The organism is Streptomyces sp. Inha503 (genome assembly GCF_047215865.1).
In the GTDB taxonomy this organism is placed as follows: domain Bacteria; phylum Actinomycetota; class Actinomycetes; order Streptomycetales; family Streptomycetaceae; genus Streptomyces; species Streptomyces lycopersici.
Window position 1 is genome coordinate 8,331,367 of the sequence record NZ_CP178360.1, and the last position, 17,042, is coordinate 8,348,408.

A 17,042-nucleotide genomic window follows, 5' to 3' on the forward strand; every position below is an offset into this window, starting at 1 on the left:
CCGCTCGCCTTCCGCAAGACCAGAAAGGCATCGTCATGTCCCAGCCCTCGCAGGCACCGCCGCAAGCCAACCCCCGGCGCTGGCTCGCCCTCGTCTTCATCGGCCTGGCCCAGCTGATGATCGTCCTCGACATCACCATCGTGAACATCGCCCTGCCGTCGGCCCAGAGGGACCTCGGCATCTCCGACGGCGACCGGCAGTGGGTCATCACCGCCTACACCCTGGCGTTCGGCAGTCTGCTGCTGCTCGGCGGCCGGATCGCGGACTACACCGGCCGTAAGCGCACCTTCCTCATCGGCCTGCTGGGGTTCGCCGGGGCCTCCGCGCTCGGCGGTGCCGCCTCCGGTTTCGAGATGTTGCTCGCGGCCCGCGCGCTGCAAGGCGCCTTCGCCGCGCTGCTCGCCCCCTCGGCGCTGTCGCTGCTCGCGGTGAACTTCACCGAGCCCCGTGAGCGCGCCAAGGCGTTCGGCATCTTCGGCGCGATCGCGGCGGGTGGCGGTGCGATCGGGCTGGTCGTCGGCGGACTGCTGACCGAGTACCTCGACTGGCGCTGGTGCCTGTACGTCAATGTGCCGATCGCGGTTGTCGCGGCCTTCAGCTGGTCCGTGCTGCCCGCCGACACCCGCGCCGAGGGCCGGGCCCGGTTCGACCTCCCCGGTGTGCTGCTGGCGGTGTGCGGGCTGGTGGCCGTGGTCTACGGATGCAGCGAGGCCGAGTCCGAGGGCTGGGACTCCAGGCTGGTGACCGGGCTGCTCATCCTGGGCGCGGTGCTGCTCTTCGCCTTCGTGATGGTGGAGCGGAACGTGGCACGGCCGCTGCTGCCGCCGCGCGTGGTGGCGGACCGCACCCGTGGCAGCGCCTATCTGGCGGTCGGCCTCTCGGTGGTCGGCATGTTCGCGATGTTCCTCTTCCTCACGTACTACATGCAGCTCGTCAAGGGGTACTCGGCGCTGCTCACCGGTGTGGCGTTCCTGCCGATGACCGGGGCGGTGCTGGTCGGCGCGGGCGGCGTGGCCTCGCGCCTCATCCCCAAGGTGCCGCCGCGACTTCTGGTGGCCCCCGGTCTGCTGATCGCGGCCACCGGAGTCGTCCTGCTGGTGCCGCTGGACGTCGACAGCTCGTACGCGGCGGGGGTGCTGCCCGCCGAGCTCCTGGTCGGCTTCGGCATGGGTCTGGTGATGGCGCCCTCGATGAACTACGCGACCCATGGCGTGGGCGCGGGGGACGCGGGGGTCGCCTCCGCCACCGTCAACACCGCTCAGCAGATCGGCGGTTCGATCGGCACGGCGATGCTCAACACCATCGCCACCAGCGCGACCTCGGACTACATGGCCTCGCACGCCCGGCAGATGACACCGCGGACGGCCAAGGCGACCGCCAAGGCCGGTCTGGTCGAGGGCTTCTCGCACGCCTTCGTCGTCTCGTCCTCGATCCTGGTGGGTGCCGCGGTGGTCGTGGCCCTGCTGATGAACACCCCGCGCCCGGTACGCGAACCCGGCACCGAAGGCGCCACCCCGCTCCCCGCCCACATGGGCTGACGACGCCCCGCGTCCCGTTGGCCCTCCACTCCACGCCCGGAGCGGAGGGCCTCTGGCGGTGGTGGGTCAGGGAGTGGGGTCGGGGCGCGGCGCGCGGGCGGCCAGCTCCAGCAGCTCATCCACCGACCACTGGTCATAGGCGTGCTCGCCGTGCTTGGCGGCGATGACGCGGCCGTCCCCGCCGATCAGGAAGTCCGCGGGCAGCCCCAGCCGGCCCCCGGGCTGGCTGGGCTCGGGGAGCTTCTCCCTGCCGCGGAGGATGGCCCACACGCCGGTGACCAGCGCCCACGCGATCGGCCCCCAGGCGCGCGGGCTGAGCAGCGCCCTGCGCGCCTGCTCCACCCCGAACTCGCGGTACAACCGCTTCCCGGGGTCGGCGACGACGGCGAACGGCAGCCCGTCCGTGTGCTCGCGCAACTCCTCGGCTATGTGATCGGCGCGATCCAGCTCGAACACCTCGGACCGCTGTCCGGCGCGGGCACGGTCACGATCTCCGAGCTGCCGTCCGACGAGTTCCCCTACCTGGCCGACACGGCACGACAGGCCCGGAGCGTGGGGATGGAGCCGGCCCGGGTCAATGGCGGGAGGCGCCTCCACTCGTGTGGGTGGCGTCTCCGGCGTTCCTGCCCGCTACCCTTGGTCACGCGGCCAGAATCCCGTCCATGGGAGGAACCATGACTGCTGAACCGCTTCCGGCCTGGGCCTTTCCGCCCCCGGGCGGATTCACCGCAGACGACCTTGACCGCATTCCGGATCTCCCGCCGCACACTGAGCTGATCGACGGGAGCCTGGTTTTCGTGAGTCCGCAGAAGAGTTTTCACTCGCTGGCGATGTATTTGCTGGAGAAGGGGCTCCGGGCGTCGGTGCCGGAGACGCTGCGGGTGCGCCGCGAGATGACGATCACTCTCGACAGCGGCAACCGTCCCGAGCCGGATATCTCCGTCGTGCGGGCCGAGGCGACCACCGCTGACGCCCATGAGACGGGCTACAAGGCTGTTGACACCGTCCTCGCCGTAGAGGTGGTGTCGCCGGAATCGCAACTTCGCGACCGCAAGCGGAAGCCGCAGCTCTATGCCGAGGCGGGGATCCAGCACTTCTGGCTGATCGAGAAGGACGCGGGCAGCCGCCCCGTTGTGCACGTGTACGAGCTGGATTCAGTGACCGGCTGCTACGTCCCCTCCGGTATCCACCACGACCGCCTGAAGCTCACGGTCCCCTTCGACATCGACATCGACCTTACCGAGATCGACCGGCTGTAGGCCCCTCGGAGGCCGAGGGGCCGGCCGGTGGCTAGCCCGCCAGCTCGTAGGCGTAGTCCGGTGAGAAGGCGCCCGCCGGGCCCGCGCAGCCGTCGACTTCGCCCGGGGGCTTGACCCAGAGGTAGGCGTCGATGGCCGGGTCGCCGGTGTTCGCCGTGGGGTTTTCGCCGACCTTGCGGCCGTGGGGGTCGCACCAGGCGTTGTCGGGGGCGGGACCGTTGCCGTTGCGGCTGGTGTCGATGACGGCGGTGAGCCCGGAGGAGGTGCCGAGCTGGGCGAGCACGCTCTTGGTGAAGGCCACCTCGTCGGCGGTGCGGCGGAAGTTGGAGACATTGCTGTAGATGCCGTCGCCGCTGGTCAGCACCCCGGCCGAGCGGAGCCGCGACGCCTGGACGGCGGCGCTGTTCCAGGCCGAGTGCCCGGCGTCGAAGTACACCCGGGCGTTGGGGTTCGCGCTGTGGATGGCGGTGGCGGCGCGGGCCAGGGAGGCGTAGCGGCCGCTCAGCTCGGTGGACGAGAGGCAGCTGATGAGCGCGATCGAGTCGGGTTCGAGGATGATCACGGCGGGCCCGCTGCCCAGCCCGGCGGCGAAGCCGCGCACCCATGTGTCATAGCTCGCGAGGTCGGGCGCGCCGCCCGCGGAGGCCCCGCCGCAGTCGCGGTTGGGGATCTGATACGTCACCAGCACGGGGATCTGGCCCTTGGCGGAGGCGGCGGAGCTGACCTTGCGGACGTCCTCGGTGACGGTGGCGGGGGAGTACCGGGAGAACCACACGGCCTGGGGCTGACTGGCGATCCGCGAGGCGATGCGCTGCTGCCGGGAGTCGTTCGGATTGGCGGCGACCCACTTGTTGACGAGCGAGTCGGGGTTGTTGAAGAACCGGGTGTCGCCCGGCAGTTCGCCCGCGACGGCCCGCGGTGCGTGGGCCGCGCCGATCAGGAAGGCGGCGGCGAGCCCGGCTGCCGCTAACGCTCTGGTGATGCGCACGGTGCGTCACTCCTCTCGCGTGGGGTGGCTGCTCAGACCTCTGGCCGCCGTATCCGGCCGCCGTCCTCTGGTCGCCGCCGGGCGGGGAATGGTTGCCGTGGTGTTCGAGGAAGGCCGTACGGGTGCGGTCAACTCGCCCTGCACATAACGCCTGTTGGGGCCCCACCATCGTGGTGGGGCCCCCAACAGGCGTCACGCCGTGGCTCAGCGACTCGGCACCGCCTCGTCCGCGTCGGTCGAGCGCGCGTCCTCGACCGCCGGGCCGACGTCCTCCGCCCCGACCCGGCGCAGTGTCACCAGGGCCAGGATCGCGCCCGCCACCAGGACGGCCGCCCCCGCCCCGCACGCGATCCGCATCCCGTGGGTGAACGCCTCGCGCGCCGCGTCCAGCAGATGCTCACCGGCCCGCCCCCTCAGCGAACCCGCCACCGCGGCGGCCGCGCCCAGCGTCTCGCGCACCTGGTCGAGGGCGTCGGCGGGCAGTCCGGCGCCCAGCGAGTCCTTGACGTCGCTCCGGTAGACGGCGGTGCCGACGCTGCCGAGCACCGCCATGCCCATCGCCCCGCCGAACTCCTGGCCGGTCTCCAGCAGCGCGGCCGCCGAGCCCGCCCGCTTCGGTGGGACGGTGCCGATGGCCAGGTCGGTGACGAGCGACATCACCGCGACGATCCCACTGGCCAGGACGGCGGCGCCGATCAGCACGGTCCACAGCGCGTCCGTACCGGCCAGGGCCAGAATCCCGTAGCCGATGGCCGCGGTGAGGAACCCCGCGCCGATCACATACGCCCGGTTGGCGCCGCGCTGGACCGCCGCGGCCGCCGCCGGACCGGCGACACCGACGCAGACGGACGGGGCCAGGCTCCACAGCGCCGCCTCCAACGGGCCCTTGCCGAGCACCGACTGGAGATACTGGGTGGTGAAGTAGGCCGAGCCCATCATGGCGAAGGTGGCCAGCGCGTTGAGCGCGATCGACGGGCCGAAGCCGCGGTGGCGGAACAGCTCCGGGCTGATCATCGCGTCGCGCCGGATGCGCTGGCGCCGTACGAAGACGGCGCCGATGGCGAGACCCGCCAGGATGGACAGCACCGGGACCGGGCCGGCGCCGTTGTCGGCGGCGATCTTCTTCAGCCCGTAGATCACCGGGAGCACGGCGGCCATCGACAGCGGCACGCTCGGCAGGTCGAACGGGCCGGGCGCGGGGTCCTTGAACTCCGGCACCAGGAGCGGCACCAGCGCCAGCAGCAGCACCATCGCCGGGACGTTGATCAGGAAGACCGAGCCCCACCAGAAGTGCTCGATCATCACCCCGCTCAGCACCGAGCCCAGCGCGACACCGCCCGCCATGGCCGACGACCAGATCGCGATCGCCTTGGTCCGCTGCTTCTCGTCGAGGAAGAGGTTGCGGACCAGCGCCATCGTCGAGGGCATCAGCGTGGCGCCGCCGATCCCCAGTACCGCCCGTGCGGCGATGAGCATCTCGGCGCTCCGCGCGTACGCCGCCGCCACGGACGCGGCGCCGAAGGCCGCGGCCCCGAACAGCAGCAGCTTCCGCCGTCCGAAGCGGTCGCCCAGCGCTCCCATGGTGATGAGCAGCCCGGCGAGGGCGAAGGCGTAGATGTCGAAGATCCACAGCTGCTGGGTGGAACTGGGGTGCAGCTCCCGGCTGATGGCCGGCACCGCGAAGTACAGCACCGACACATCCATGGAGACCAGGAGGAGCGGAAGCATCAGGACCACGAAGGCGGTCCATTCCCTGCGTCCGGCGCGTGGGCCGGTGGAAGTCGGGGTCATGACGGTGACTATACGAGCGTCTTAAACAGTCGTCTAGTACAACTGTGTAAGACAACCGTGTGGGACGTTCGTCTAGGACGGTCGTATGGGATCGGGATACCCTGGCGCCATGGGACATCGAGAGGATCTGCTGGCCGGGGCCAAGCGCTGCCTTGAGGAGAAGGGCTGGTCCCGTACGACGGCGCGGGACATCGTGGCCGCCTCGGGCGCCAACCTGGCCTCCATCGGCTACCACTACGGCTCCAAGGACGCCCTGATGCGGGAGGCGCTCTTCGCCTCCATGGGCGACTGGGCCGATGACGTCCAGCGGTCCCTCGAGGCGGACGCCCCGGCGGGCGAGGGCCCGGACACCGGGCTGCGGGAGCGGTTCGAGGCCCGGTGGACCCGGGTGCTCGAGCTGTTCGACAAGCACCAGGCGGTGTGGCGCTCCCAGTTGGAGGCCATCCTCCAGGTCCAGCACGATCCCGAGCTGCGCGCTGCCTTCGGCCGGGCCCAACCGGAGGGGCGCCAGGGGCTGGTGGGGCTGATCCACGGCATCGACGAACGCGATGTGGACGAGGAGACCTCCCGGGTCATGGGCTCGTTCTATATGACGCTGGTGAGCGGGATGGTCGTCCAGATGGCCATCGACCCCGACCTCATGCCCAGCGCCCATGACCTCGTCGAGGCGATGCGCCGGATCGTCGGCGACGCCCCCGTGACACCGGCCGCCCCAGACGCCCCGGACGCGCCCAGCGCCCCCGTCGGCTGACCCCCGGGCTCAGTGCCCCGGCGGCCCGAGCCGCGCGGCCTTCAGCGTCATATGGAGCAGCAGCCGGTCCTCGCCCGCGTCCAGGTCGAGACCGGTCAGCTGCCGCACCCGCGAGAGCCGGTAGTACAGCGTCTGCCGGTGGATGCCCAGCCGCTGGGCGGTGCGCCCGGCCTGGCCCGCGCAGTCGAGGAAGGTCTCGGCGGTGCGGGCGAGCTCGGCGTGCGCGGGCTCAAGCAGCGGCCGTACGGCGGCGTCGGGCGGCAGCGCGGGCAGCGCGGCCAGCAGTCGGTACGGGCCGATGGCGGACCACTCCGCGACCGGGCCCAGGTGGGTGTCGGCATGCGCCGCCCGCGCCGCGGCCAGCGCCTCCTGCCAGGCGGCGGGCAGATCCTCCAGCCCGCGCCGGGGAGCGCTGACCCCGGCGGCGGCCCCGGGCGCCGGTCTCCCCGGGCCCCCGCCGCCCGCCGTGGCCCGGGGCGAGCGCAACAGCTGCTCGGCCGTCGCGCGGGCCGGGTCCAGGGCGGAGGCCGCACGCAGCCGGACCAGCGCCGCCAGCCCCGCTCCGGGCGCCCCGGACACCCCTGTCGCCGCGTCCCCCGGCAGCGCGCACGCGGCCACGATGCCCGGTAGATGGGGGAGGCCCGGGTGGTCCGCGTCCTCGCCGGTCCCCGGCGTCCACGGCACCACCGCCACCAGCGCCAGCGGCCCGTCGGCCGCTCCGCGCAGCGCGGTCCGCAGCCCGGAGCGGGCGGCGTCCCGTCCGGCCGGCGGTCCGGTCAGCGCATCGCGCAGCAGCTCCCCGAGTTCCTCCCCGGCCCGCGCCTCGGCCGCCAGCAGCGCCCCGATGCGGTCCGCCGTCTCCATCGCGCGGACCAGCCGGGGGTCCCGCGCGCCCGCCGGGCCGCCCAGTTCCAGATCGGCGAGATGGCCGTCGTCCAGCAGCCAGACATAGCCGTGCACCACCCCGCGGTGCCGGACGGGCAGACAGATGCGGCCCATGAACACCCCGGCCGCCGGGTCGGGCGGAATCCGCAGCGGGGCCTGCGCCCGGGCGATCCCGAACGCCTCGAACCAGGCCCGCACCGCCGCCGTCGAGCGGCGCTGGAGGATCGAGCGGGTGCGCACCGGGTCCAGCGCGGGCTCCGCCGTGCCATCGCCGTCCTCGCTGTCCTGGGCACCGAAGGCGATCAGCGCGAAGTCGCGGTTCTCCAGGGTCGCGGGTGCCCGGAGCACCGCCGTGATCTCGTCCACCAGCTGCTGGTAGTCGTCGCGCATGGGGTCCGCCTCTTCCCGCTTTCGCCTCCCACACTCTCATACAGATGTCTGAGATCCCGGCCACGGATGCGTGACAGCTGTCGATGGTCCGGAATCCGCGCCATCCTTAAGTTTCACGGTGAGTTGCCGTTGCCGTTCATCGGCCGTCATCGTGGAGGTGCCCCGTGCTGGGACCCGTGCTGCTCGCCGCTTCGCGCAGTGCCGCCATCCGCCGTATCGTTTCGGCCGCGCCGGTCACCCGCCCGATGGTGGACCGCTTCGTCGCCGGGGAACGGCTGGCCGAGTCCCTGGGGGCGGTGCGGTCGCTGACCGCCCGCGGCCTGGACGTCACCCTGGACCATCTGGGCGAGGACGTGACCGACCGGTCCGAGGCGCTGCGCAGCCGCGACGCCTATCTGGCGCTGACCGAGGCGCTGGCCGCCGAGGGACTCGCCGGGCGCGCCGAGATGTCCGTGAAGCTCTCCGCCTTCGGCCAGGCGCTGCCCGGCGGCCACGATCTGGCGCTGGCCAATGTGACCCCGGTCGTGGAGGCCGCCGCCGCGGCGGGCACCACCGTCACCCTCGACATGGAGGACCACACCACGGTGGACTCCACCCTCGCCGTCCTCGGCGAGCTGCGCAGCCGCTTCCCGCAGACCGGCGCGGTCCTCCAGTCCTATCTCTTCCGGACCGAGGACGACTGCCGGGCGCTGGCCGGGGAAGGCTCCCGGGTGCGGCTGGTGAAGGGCGCGTACAACGAGCCGGCGAGCGTCGCCCACCAGGACAAGCGCGAGGTGGACCGCGCGTATGTGCGCTGTCTGAAGATCCTGATGGCCGGTGACGGCTACCCCATGATCGGCTCGCACGATCCGCGCATGGTCGCCATCGCCCAGGACCTGGCGCACCGCCTCGGGCGCAAGCTGGACGAGTACGAGTTCCAGATGCTGTACGGGATCCGCGTGGCCGAGCAGGAGCGGCTGGTGGCGGAAGGTCACCGTATGCGGGTTTACGTCCCGTATGGCACAGACTGGTATGGGTACTTCATGCGCCGCCTCGCGGAGCGTCCCGCCAACCTCACATTCTTCCTGCGCTCGCTGGTCGGCCGCCGCTGACCGCTCTCGGAATCGCAGAACTCGTAAACCCCCGACGCCCCCGACGATCGAAGGAGACAAGGGTCATCATGGACGCCGTCACCCAGGTCCCCGTGCCGGTGAACGAGCCGGTGCACACCTACGCCCCCGGTACCCCGGAGCGCGCCCGCCTCGAGACCAAGCTCAAGGAGCTCGGCGAGAACCCCATCGACCTGCCGATGACCATCGGCGGCCAGAAGCGGATGGGAGCGGGGGAGCGCTTCGACGTCGTCCAGCCGCACAAGCACTCCGCCCGCCTGGGCACCTACGGCAACGCCACTCGAGCGGACGCGCGGGACGCGATCGACGCGGCCCTGGCCGCGGCCCCGGCGTGGCGCGCGCTCAGCTTCGACGACCGTGCCGCGGTCATCCTCAAGGCCGCCGATCTGCTCTCCGGCCCCTGGCGGGAGACGCTCGCGGCGTCCACCATGCTGGGCCAGTCGAAGACCGCGCAGCAGGCGGAGATCGACACCCCCTGTGAGCTGATCGACTTCTGGCGGTTCAACGTCCACTTCGCCCGCCAGATCCTGGCCGAGCAGCCGGTGACCAACTCGCCCGGGGTCTGGAACCGCACCGACCACCGGCCGCTGGAGGGGTTCGTCTACGCGATCACCCCCTTCAACTTCTCCGCCATCGCGGGCAACCTCCCGACCGCCCCCGCCCTGATGGGCAACGTGGTGGTCTGGAAGCCGTCCCCGACCCAGACGCACGCCGCCGTGCTGCTGATGGAGGTGCTGGAGGCGGCCGGGCTGCCCAAGGGCGTGATCAACCTGGTCACGGGCGACGGCAAGGAGGTCTCCGAGGTGGCGCTGGCCCACCCGGACCTCGCGGGCATCCACTTCACCGGTTCGACCCGTACCTTCCAGTACCTGTGGAAGACGGTCGGCAACAACATCGAGAACTACAAGACCTATCCGCGGCTGGTCGGTGAGACCGGCGGCAAGGACTTCATCGTCGCCCACCCCTCCGCCGACCCGGCGGTGCTGAAGACGGCGATGACCCGCGGCGCCTTCGAGTTCCAGGGCCAGAAGTGCTCCGCGGCCTCCCGCGCCTATGTGCCGCGCTCCCTGTGGGAGAACGGCCTCAAGGAGGAGTTCGCCACCGAGGTCAACGGGCTGACCATGGGCGATGTGGCCGACCTCGACAACTTCATGGGCGCGGTCATCGACGAGCGCGCCTTCGCCAAGAACAAGGCGGCGATCGACCGGGCGAAGTCCGACCCGACGATCGAGGTCGTCGCGGGCGGCTCCTACGACGACAGCGAGGGCTGGTTCGTCCGCCCGACCGTGCTGGTCTCCACCGACCCGGAGAACGAGATCTTCAAGGACGAGTACTTCGGCCCGATCCTCGGGGTGCACGTCTACGAGGACGAGGAGTACGACACGATGCTGAAGCAGATGGAGTCGGCCGCCCCGTACGGGCTGACCGGCGCCGTCATCGCCCAGGACCGCGCGGCGGCGGCCGCCGCCTGTGAGGCGCTGCGCTTCGCGGCCGGCAACTTCTACATCAACGACAAGCCGACCGGCGCCGTCGTCGGCCAGCAGCCCTTCGGCGGCGGCCGCGCCTCCGGCACCAACGACAAGGCGGGCGCCAAGCAGAACCTGATGCGCTGGACCTCCACCCGCTCCATCAAGGAGACCCTGGTCCCGCCGACCGACTACCGCTACCCGCACATGGGCTGACCCCCGGGCCCGGCGACCCGCGCCCCCGGACCGCGCTGAAGTGGTCCGGGGGCGCGGTGCTGTCGGGGGGCGCGTCGGGGGAAATCTGTGGACGCCCGATGCGCGGCGGTGCTAGCGTCAAGCAGTCAAGTAGGCACTATTTACCGCAGTTTACGTGGGTAACCAGGCGCGGGATCGCCCACGGACTTGCGATCGGCCGCCGTTGGTCGAGGTCGGACGGGGGTCGGCCTCGATCATCGGCGTGACGCCGAGAGATGATCACCCTGGGTCAGTGGCCGATATCACGCTGTTCGCGTCTCAGATAGTAGGACGTCCGACTAATTGTGCAGACACTGACGCTCCGCTGCCTTACTTTTGTGGAAGCCGAACGTCTCGCTGCATCCAGCGATGGCGGCCGCGGCCGGTGCACACCGCGCAGGCGACCCCTGCCGCACCCAGGCCCCCGCCCCTTCCGGCAGCCACCTTCTCGGGGAGCTTTCCTTCCCCCCGGGCGTTCACCGGGGTTCAGCAGAGGAGATGTGATCATGGCCGAGACGACTGTCCGCAGGATCCGCCGCAAGACCGACAACACCGACCGCAAGAAGGCGGCCGCCGCGCTCCAGCGCGCCCTCGACCGCCGGGACAACGGCGGCGCCACCGGTCACTGACGCCGGGGCCGGGTCACCTCGAAGCGGTCGACTCGCTGGCCCGACTCCGCCAGGGCCGTGACCGTGAGCCTGGGGCGGGGGCCCGGCTCCACCTCCACCGCGAGGAACGAGAAGCCGGTGTAGCGGACCCGGGACCAGTCCGCGCTGTCCCGGTCCTTCTCGCCGTCCCTGGTCCAGTGGTAGGTCTTCACCTCGTCGAGGTCCTTGACGTGCCCCTCGTAGCTGTCGGGCACCGGGAACTCGTAGAGCTTCGCGCCCGCCCCGCCCGCCGTCACATAGACGATCCCGTCGCGCACCGCGTCGGCGCTCCCCTCCACCGGGACCCGTCGGGCGACCTTGCCGCCCCGGAGGGCGTCGGTCCGCTCGTAGACGTGGTTGTGGCCGTTGATGACCAGGTCCACCTCGTGCTCGTCGAACAGCGGCACCCACGCGTCGCGCACCCCGCCGTCCGAGGCATGGGCGCTGGTGGTGGAGTAGGCGCAGTGGTGGAAGAAGACCACCAGGAAGTCGATGCCGGGCCGCTTGCGCAGCCGCCCCAGCTCCCGGTCCAGCCACCGGGTCTGCGCCCCGTCCGTGTACCCCTTGTTGGCCGGCATCTCGTACGACACGTCATTGGCGTCCAGGGCGACCACGCCCACGTTCCCGTAAGGGAACGAATAGACCCCGGGCGCCTTGCGCGGGTCCGGGCCGTTCCCGGGCAGCGACCAGCGGGCCAGCTGGCCGCCGTAGCCGTCGGGGGAGTACCACGCCTCCATGTCGTGGTTGCCGGTGGTCACCATCCACGGCACGCTCGCCGCGACAGAGTCGGTCTGGGCGAGGAAGGAGTCCCAGACCCGGGCGTCATAGAGGTCGGACTTCTTCCCGTGGCCGGTGGTGTCCGCGTAGCACAGATCCCCGGCGTGCAGATGGAACGACGGGCTCTGGCCGAGGATCAACTGGTCGTTGGCGAGCGCGTCATAGCTCACCCCCTGGTCCCCGAAGGCGGTGAAGACGAACTTCCCGGGCCGGTCCGGCGCGGTGCGGAAGGTGCCCACGGACGCGAAGTGACGCGGCTCGGCCGGATCGCGGTCCGCGTGCCCGACGCCGTAGTAGTAGGTGACCCCGGGGCGCAGGCCGTCCACCGCGGCGTGCAGATAGAACTGGTCGACCGCGGGCAGCTGGTCGCTCAGCGACGGGGTGCGCAGATGGCGCACCTCGGCCTCGACCTTGCGGGTCAGCTCCAACGGGCTGGTGCCGAGCCGCACATACGGCTTGCGCACCGCGAACGGCACCTGCCAGGAGATCCGCATCTGGGTCCGCGGATCGGCGCCGAAGGCCAGATGGCGGCCGAACGGGGCGACCAGCGCGCCGTCCACCGTGGCGGCCCCCGGCCTCGGGCCCGCGGCCGGCGCCGGTTTGGTGTCGGCCGCGCACGCCGCGCCGCCCAGCAGCCCCGCGCCCGCGGCCGTGCCCGCCGTGGCGGCGCCCGCGCGCAGCACCCGGCGGCGGGAGAGCCGGGCCCGCAGATACTCGTGCTGCTCCGCCATGGTCATCCGCTGGGCGAGCCGCTCCGGTACGCCGAACCGTGGTGTATCCATGGACCGGAATGTCCCCCGAGCGGTCAACGGCGCGCCATACAGGGGGTGAACGGGTGATTGCCGCTGCGCGGCCGTCCGAATGGTGGAACGCCTATGTCAATCCATGGGACGAGCGGTAGGGTCCCGGTATGTCTCGCAGCATTCGCCTCGCAGTGATCCCCGGTGACGGTATCGGCCAGGAAGTCGTGGCCCAGGGCCTGAAGGTCCTCTCCGCCGCCCTTCCGCAGGACGTGAAGCTGGAGACCAGGGATTATGACCTCGGCGCCCAGCGCTGGCACGCCACCGGCGACACCCTGCCGGACGCGGAGCTGGAGTCGCTGAAGGACCACGACGCGATCCTGCTCGGCGCCATCGGCGACCCGTCGGTGCCCTCGGGCGTGCTCGAGCGCGGGCTGCTGCTCAAGCTGCGCTTCGCCTTCGACCACTACGTCAACCTGCGTCCGTCGAAGCTCTTCCCGAACACCGCGTCCCCGCTGGCCGGCCGCCCCGACATCGACTTCGTGGTGGTCCGCGAGGGCACCGAGGGCCCGTACGTGGGCAACGGCGGCTCGATGCGCACCGGCACCCCGGACGAGGTCGCCACCGAGGTCAGCCTGAACACCGCCCACGGGGTCGAGCGCGTGGTCCGGGACGCCTACGAGCGCGCCAACGCCCGGCCGCGCAAGAAGCTGACCCTCGTGCACAAGAACAACGTCCTGGTGCACGCCGGCCACCTGTGGAAGAACATCTTCGACCGGGTCGGCCAGGAGTACCCCGAGGTCACCACCGACTATCTGCACGTCGACGCCGCGACGATCTTCTTCGTCACCCAGCCGGAACGGTTCGACGTGATCGTCACCGACAACCTCTTCGGTGACATCCTCACCGACCTCGCCGCCGCCGTCACCGGCGGCATCGGACTCGCCGCGAGCGGAAACATCAACCCCTCCGGCGCCTTCCCGTCGATGTTCGAGCCGGTCCACGGCTCCGCGCCGGACATCGCGGGCACCGGCAAGGCCGACCCGACGGCGACCGTGCTGTCGGTGGCCCTGCTGCTGTCGCACCTCGGCTACGGGGACGAGGCGGCCCGTATCGAGACCGCCGTCGCCTCGGACCTCGCCGAGCGGGACGCGGCCGCGCCGCGCACCACCGACGAGATCGGCGACGCGCTCGCCGCCCGAGTATCCGGCTGACCCCAGCCTGTGCCAGTGCGCGGCTGGGTGCGACCATCGACCTTGGGCCGCGCGTTGCACGACGCTCACTTCCCCGGCCCCACCTAGGAGATAATCCCCGGTGGGGCCGCTGTGTGAAGAAGAGCTTGGACGTCCTAACACCGCTTGCGGGCAGGATGGTGTGAGCGCGGTCCGCCACAACCGAAGGTGAAGGACTACCTGCCATGACGACGCCCACGATCGAGCTCAAGCCCTCCTCCCACCCCCTTCCCGCCGCCGAGCGGGAGAAGATCCTGGCCAACCCCGGATTCGGCCGCCACTTCACCGATCACATGGTGACGGTCAAGTGGACGGAGGGCCGTGGCTGGCACGAGGCCCAGCTCGTGCCGTACGCCGCGCTCTCGCTCGACCCGGCGAACATGACGCTGCACTACGCCCAGACGATCTTCGAGGGGCTCAAGGCGTACCGCCGGCCCGACGGCACCGTGGCCACGTTCCGCCCCGACCAGAACGCCGAGCGGTTCCAGGCGTCCGCGCGCCGCATGGGCATGCCGGAGCTCCCCGTCGAGACCTTCATCGCGGCGTGTGACGCGCTGGTCACCCAGGACAAGGCGTGGGTGCCGGGCCATGGGGAGCAGTCCCTGTACCTGCGGCCCTTCATGTTCGCCACCGAGGTCGGGCTCGGTGTCCGGCCCGCGAACGAGTTCCTCTTCGTGGTGATCGCCTCCCCGGCCGGGGCCTACTTCCCCGGCGGTGTGCAGCCGGTCTCGGTCTGGCTCTCGGAGGAGTACGTCCGCGCGGCGCCCGGCGGCACCGGCGCGGCCAAGACGGGCGGCAACTACGCGGCCTCCCTGGTCGCCCAGGCGCAGGCCGCCGAGCAGGGCTGTGACCAGGTGGTCTGGCTGGACGCGATCGAGCGCCGCTGGATCGAGGAGATGGGCGGGATGAACCTGTACTTCGTGTACGGGAACCGCATCGTGACCCCCGAGCTGTCCGGTTCGCTGCTGCCGGGGATCACCCGCGCCTCGCTGCTGGAGATCGCCGCCGACCTCGGCTACGAGGTCACCGAGGGTCGGATCTCCGTCGACGACTGGCGTGAGGGCAACGCCGACGGGACCCTCACCGAGGTCTTCGCCTGCGGTACGGCGGCCGTGATCACCCCGGTCGGCTCGGTCAAGTCCGCCCGGGCGAGCTGGACGGTGGCCGACGGTGAGCCGGGCGAGGTGACGATGCGGCTGCGCAGGGCGCTGCTGGACATCCAGACCGGCGCCGCCCCGGACCCGCATGGCTGGATGCACCCCCTGGGCTGAACCCCCTGGGCCGGCCTTCGGGCGTCATCTGGTTGACACCCGGGGTTCGCATCCTGAGACGGATGAGAGCGCGGGGGCGGAATGTGCCACACTGCCTCCGTGCTCTCGTTCGCCATGATTATTGGCAGCAGGCGCGCCGGTCCGCAGTGACCGCCCGTACGACCCGGTACAGGGCGGCCACCGTGCCCCAGACCCGCGCGCAGACCTCTCGCACCCGCGAGGGGTCTTTTCGTTTTCCGGACCATCCCGCCGGAGGCGAAGCGTGAGGGATCATAGGAGGGCGCGGAACCGGATATTCCGGTAGACCGAGATCCATCCGACAGGAGCCAGACCAACCATGAAGGATCTGCCCGACGACGGCTTCCATGTCTTCGACACCACCCTGCGCGACGGAGCGCAGCGCGAGGGCATCAACCTCACGGTCGCGGACAAGCTGACCATCGCCCGTCACCTGGACGACTTCGGCGTGGGCTTCATCGAGGGCGGCTGGCCCGGCGCCAACCCGCGCGACACGGAGTTCTTCGCCCGGGCCCGCGCCGAGATCGACTTCCAGCACGCCCAGCTGGTGGCGTTCGGCGCCACCCGCAAGGCGGGGGTGCGCGCCGAGGACGACGCCCAGGTCAAGGCGCTGCTGGAGTCCGGGGCGCCGGTGATCACCCTGGTGGCGAAGTCCCACGACCGCCATGTGGAGCTGGCCCTGCGCACCACGCTCGAGGAGAACCTCGCGATGGTCCGCGAGACCGTCGCCTACCTGCGGTCCCAGGGCCGCCGGGTCTTCCTCGACTGCGAGCACTTCTTCGACGGCTACCGCGCCAACGCCGGCTACGCCAAGCAGGTCGTCTCCGCGGCCCACGAGGCGGGCGCCGAGGTGGTGATCCTCTGCGACACCAACGGCGGCATGCTCCCCGGCCAGATCGACGCGGTGGTCCGCACCGTGCTGGCCGACACCGGGGCGCGGCTGGGCATCCACGCCCAGGACGACACCGGCTGCGCGGTCGCCAACACCCTCGCCGCCGTGGACGCGGGCGCCACCCACGTCCAGTGCACGGCCAACGGCTACGGCGAGCGGGTGGGCAACGCCAACCTCTTCCCCGTCGTCGCGGCCCTGGAGCTCAAGTACGGCCGCCGGGTGCTGCCGGAGGGCGCCCTGGAGGAGATGACCCGGATCTCGCACGCGATCGCCGAGGTCGTCAACCTCACGCCGTCCACTCACCAGCCCTATGTGGGTGTTTCCGCCTTCGCCCACAAGGCCGGACTGCACGCCTCCGCGATCAAGGTCGACCCGGATCTGTACCAGCACATCGACCCCGAGCGGGTCGGCAACACCATGCGGATGCTCGTCTCCGACATGGCCGGACGGGCGTCGATCGAGCTCAAGGGCAAGGAGCTGGGCATCGACCTCGGCGGCGACCGGGCGCTGGTGGGCCGGATCGTGGAGCGGGTCAAGGAGCGGGAGCTCGCGGGCTACACCTACGAGGCCGCCGACGCCTCCTTCGAGCTGCTGCTGCGCCAGGAGGTCGAGGGCCGTCCCCGCCGCTTCTTCCGCGTCGAGTCCTGGCGGGCGATCGTCGAGGACCGCCCGGACGGCACCCACGCCAACGAGGCCACCGTGAAGCTGTGGGCCAAGGGCGAGCGCATCGTCGCCACGGCGGAGGGCAACGGTCCGGTCAACGCGCTGGACCGGGCGCTGCGGGTGGGTCTTGAGCGGATCTATCCGCAGCTGGCGACGATGGAGCTGGTGGACTACAAGGTCCGCATCCTGGAAGGCAAGCACGGCACCGAGTCCACGACCCGGGTGCTGGTCGCCACCGCGGACGGCCAGGGGGAGTGGTCGACCGTGGGCGTCGGGGAGAACGTGATCGCCGCGTCCTGGCAGGCCCTGGACGACGCCTACGCCTATGGGCTGCTGCGGGCCGGAGTGGACCCGCAGGAGTGACGCGCCGGCCGGAGCGAGGAGGCGGACG

General features: G+C 71.3%; 14 protein-coding genes. 9 read left to right on the forward strand and 5 right to left on the reverse strand.

Going from position 1 to position 17,042, the window contains the following annotated elements:
- Window positions 1–35: 35 nt before the first annotated feature.
- Window positions 36–1,538 (forward strand): MFS transporter, encoded by a 1,503-nt coding sequence (locus tag ACJX2R_RS35430; RefSeq protein WP_413103429.1) that lies wholly within the window; start codon window positions 36–38, stop codon window positions 1,536–1,538.
- Window positions 1,539–1,604: 66 nt separating this feature from the next.
- Here the strand turns inward: ACJX2R_RS35430 and ACJX2R_RS35435 are convergent, their stop codons facing one another.
- Entirely contained in the window at window positions 1,605–1,994 is a 390-nt protein-coding gene (locus tag ACJX2R_RS35435; protein ID WP_413103430.1) for an AhpC/TSA family protein, read from the reverse strand.
- A 218-nt stretch (window positions 1,995–2,212) separates the two neighbouring features.
- Here ACJX2R_RS35435 and ACJX2R_RS35440 point away from each other — a divergent pair, with 218 nt between their 5' ends.
- A complete protein-coding gene (locus ACJX2R_RS35440; protein ID WP_037948486.1) occupies window positions 2,213–2,797 on the forward strand; it encodes a Uma2 family endonuclease in 585 nt (194 codons plus the stop codon).
- A gap of 31 nt (window positions 2,798–2,828) precedes the next feature.
- On the opposite strand, the gene ACJX2R_RS35445 is transcribed toward ACJX2R_RS35440, so the two are convergent.
- Window positions 2,829–3,785, reverse strand: coding sequence for a glycoside hydrolase family 6 protein (locus ACJX2R_RS35445; protein WP_413103431.1), 957 nt, complete (start codon window positions 3,783–3,785; stop codon window positions 2,829–2,831).
- Between the two features lie 204 nt (window positions 3,786–3,989).
- Entirely contained in the window at window positions 3,990–5,576 is a 1,587-nt protein-coding gene (locus ACJX2R_RS35450; RefSeq protein ID WP_413103432.1) for an MFS transporter, read from the reverse strand.
- A gap of 109 nt (window positions 5,577–5,685) precedes the next feature.
- On the opposite strand from ACJX2R_RS35450, the gene ACJX2R_RS35455 reads away from it, so the two are divergent.
- Window positions 5,686–6,327, forward strand: coding sequence for a TetR/AcrR family transcriptional regulator (locus tag ACJX2R_RS35455; protein ID WP_413103433.1), 642 nt, complete (start codon window positions 5,686–5,688; stop codon window positions 6,325–6,327).
- Window positions 6,328–6,336: 9 nt separating this feature from the next.
- Here the strand turns inward: ACJX2R_RS35455 and ACJX2R_RS35460 are convergent, their stop codons facing one another.
- Window positions 6,337–7,602, reverse strand: coding sequence for a PucR family transcriptional regulator (locus ACJX2R_RS35460; protein ID WP_413103434.1), 1,266 nt, complete (start codon window positions 7,600–7,602; stop codon window positions 6,337–6,339).
- A 164-nt stretch (window positions 7,603–7,766) separates the two neighbouring features.
- Between ACJX2R_RS35460 and ACJX2R_RS35465 the strand changes: the two genes are divergently transcribed.
- The 3 genes from ACJX2R_RS35465 (at window position 7,767) to ACJX2R_RS35475 (ending at window position 11,040) form a co-directional block, all read left to right on the forward strand.
- The gene (locus ACJX2R_RS35465; RefSeq protein WP_413103435.1) at window positions 7,767–8,693 is read left to right on the forward strand and encodes a proline dehydrogenase family protein; all 927 of its coding nucleotides are present in this window, start codon (window positions 7,767–7,769) and stop codon (window positions 8,691–8,693) included.
- Between the two features lie 68 nt (window positions 8,694–8,761).
- A complete protein-coding gene (pruA, locus tag ACJX2R_RS35470) occupies window positions 8,762–10,393 on the forward strand; it encodes an L-glutamate gamma-semialdehyde dehydrogenase (RefSeq protein ID WP_413103436.1) in 1,632 nt (543 codons plus the stop codon).
- 524 nt (window positions 10,394–10,917) lie between these two features.
- Window positions 10,918–11,040 carry a hypothetical protein gene (locus ACJX2R_RS35475; RefSeq protein ID WP_020868213.1) on the forward strand — a complete coding sequence of 41 codons (123 nt, stop codon included), beginning with the start codon at window positions 10,918–10,920 and terminating at the stop codon, window positions 11,038–11,040.
- Here ACJX2R_RS35475 and ACJX2R_RS35480 read toward each other — a convergent pair.
- Entirely contained in the window at window positions 11,034–12,617 is a 1,584-nt protein-coding gene (locus ACJX2R_RS35480; RefSeq protein ID WP_413103437.1) for a purple acid phosphatase family protein, read from the reverse strand. The genes ACJX2R_RS35475 and ACJX2R_RS35480 overlap by 7 nt on opposite strands.
- Before the next feature lie 128 nt (window positions 12,618–12,745).
- Between ACJX2R_RS35480 and ACJX2R_RS35485 the strand changes: the two genes are divergently transcribed.
- From ACJX2R_RS35485 to cimA, 3 genes are all read left to right on the forward strand, one after another.
- A complete protein-coding gene (locus ACJX2R_RS35485) occupies window positions 12,746–13,789 on the forward strand; it encodes a 3-isopropylmalate dehydrogenase (protein WP_413103438.1) in 1,044 nt (347 codons plus the stop codon).
- A 203-nt stretch (window positions 13,790–13,992) separates the two neighbouring features.
- Window positions 13,993–15,078, forward strand: a complete 1,086-nt coding sequence (locus ACJX2R_RS35490; RefSeq protein WP_262706292.1) for a branched-chain amino acid aminotransferase — start codon at window positions 13,993–13,995, stop codon at window positions 15,076–15,078.
- Between the two features lie 337 nt (window positions 15,079–15,415).
- Window positions 15,416–17,014 (forward strand): citramalate synthase, encoded by a 1,599-nt coding sequence (gene cimA, locus ACJX2R_RS35495; RefSeq protein ID WP_262706293.1) that lies wholly within the window; start codon window positions 15,416–15,418, stop codon window positions 17,012–17,014.
- Window positions 17,015–17,042 lie beyond the last annotated feature (28 nt).